A 282-nucleotide genomic window follows, 5' to 3' on the forward strand; every position below is an offset into this window, starting at 1 on the left:
GGCACCAATATGTATCTGGCAAAAGTCGCTATGGACATCGTCGCCAAACATATGCCGGCCGACGCGGACGGCGTGCGTGTGGCCGAACTGAATGAGATGTCATACCGGCGGCTGCTCTGGGATCATCGTCCGCTCACCGATTTCTGGCGGGTTGGGCGTGGTTATGCCAAGAAGCTCGAGCATGCCGGCTTGATGACCATGGGCGATATCGCCCGATGCTCGGTTGGGCGTGCCTCGGATTACTACAACGAGGATCTGCTGTACCGCATGTTCGGCGTGAAA

Annotated in this window: 1 pseudogene; it reads left to right on the top strand. The window is 58.2% G+C overall.

The window, feature by feature from the left end:
• Positions 1–30: 30 nt before the first annotated feature.
• A pseudogene (locus EIK80_RS25750) lies at positions 31–282 on the top strand (DNA methylase); the annotation flags it as partial.

It is taken from the genome of Caulobacter sp. 602-1, from assembly GCF_003931565.1.
Lineage (GTDB): Bacteria > Pseudomonadota > Alphaproteobacteria > Caulobacterales > Caulobacteraceae > Caulobacter.